The sequence below is a fragment of the Bartonella sp. AA1HLJMS genome, from assembly GCF_042197445.1.
GTDB lineage: Bacteria > Pseudomonadota > Alphaproteobacteria > Rhizobiales > Rhizobiaceae > Bartonella.
The window spans coordinates 1-1,511 of record NZ_JBHIRW010000168.1; the positions used below are offsets into that span (position 1 = coordinate 1).

At 46.4% G+C, this 1,511-nt stretch carries 1 protein-coding gene; it reads left to right on the forward strand.

The features are described from left to right. Nucleotides 1-1,511, forward strand: a 1,511-nt coding sequence (locus tag ACFIQE_RS10300) for a hemagglutinin repeat-containing protein (protein ID WP_375707693.1), incomplete at both ends; no start/stop codon positions are given.

Genomic DNA, 1,511 nt, shown 5'->3' on the forward strand with positions numbered 1-1,511 from the left:
GGCTTTTTGCATGAGAAATCGTCCGATACATCTCAATCGCATACCACAACGGTCTCCTCTATCCTTGGGGCAACGGGCAACATCGTGTTAGACGCACAAGGAGAAGCCAAGATTTCTGCTTCTCATCTGCTTTCCGGTCAAGATATCAATGTGAGCGGAGAAAATGTGACGATTGATGGCATGACAGATCATCATAAAAGCCATTCAGAGGAGCATGAAACAGGTTTTGGTGTGGGATCAGGCAAGGGCTTTGTGTCGATATACGGGAGTGAGGGAAAGACAGAAAATGAAGAGAGTTTTGAGCATCAAGGTTCTTCTCTCAATGCGGATGGTACGATCAACATCACTGCCAAGAAAAAAGATGTGAAAATTGTTGGCTCTGATCTTGCAGGTGAGAATATTAATCTTTCGGCAGCGCATGATGTGAATGTGCTTGTTGGTCATAATAGCCATTCCTCAAGCTCAAAGGAAGAACGTACAGGCTTTGGCATTCAGTTTGAAAAGAGCAACAGCGGTGCTTCCTTGGGGGTTGGAATTGCAAGCGCCAAAGATACGGGCGATCAATGGGAAACCACTTCCACACAATCACACATCACGGCACGCCAAGATGTGCAGATTACTGCTGACAATGATGTGAATTTACAAGCAGCCATTGTTTCGGCGGATCGTGATGTCAACATTGATGCCGGCAATAATATCACCCTATCAGAAAGCTATGATACCTCTAACGGCAAAGAGACACATGAAAAGTCTTTTGCTGGTGTGACAACTTCCGTTGATATCGGTGTCCTTGGCACGGTACAAGGACTAAAAGATGCCGCAGATCACATGAATAATAAGGATGGTAATAATACAGTTATTAATGGCATACTGACTGGCATGAAAATCAGTCATCTTTATAGTAAAGGCAAAACCTTTGTTAATTGGCTGACTGGCAATACGGGGGAAAAGGGGAACGTAACCAAAGGACTGAGTAGCTCATTAGGAGGATTGGGGGGCTCCACCAAGGATGCTCTTGCCAATATGGCTGGTGCATCTGGCAGTGTAACCGTGGGCTTTAAAACTGAGAAAACAGAAGCCTCTTCTCAAGTCTCCACAGCGGTGACAGATAGCATAGAAGGCGGACGCGCTGTTAACATGCAAGCCCACAAAGGCAGCATTCATGGTGTTGGCGCTGATATTATCGCTGGTACCAATCCAATCTATGTGCTGGAAAATGATGCACAGAGCGGAAAGATCACCATGGAAGCAGGTAAAGATATCATCTTTGAAAGTGCACAAAACACGCAAAGCACACAAAACAGCAGTGAAAGTGCTTCAATGAGTGTTGGCACCGGTTATGGCACGGGTGGCGCAGGGGCAACGGGTAGTGCTTCTTTTAGTCAAGGGGAAGGTTCCAGTGAGGAAGTTCAACACAAAAACAGCCATATTATAGGCACCGGCACTGTTCATACCACGAGTGGGGCAAACACCACATTGGCAGGCGCCGTGGTTTCTGGAGAGCGTGTAGA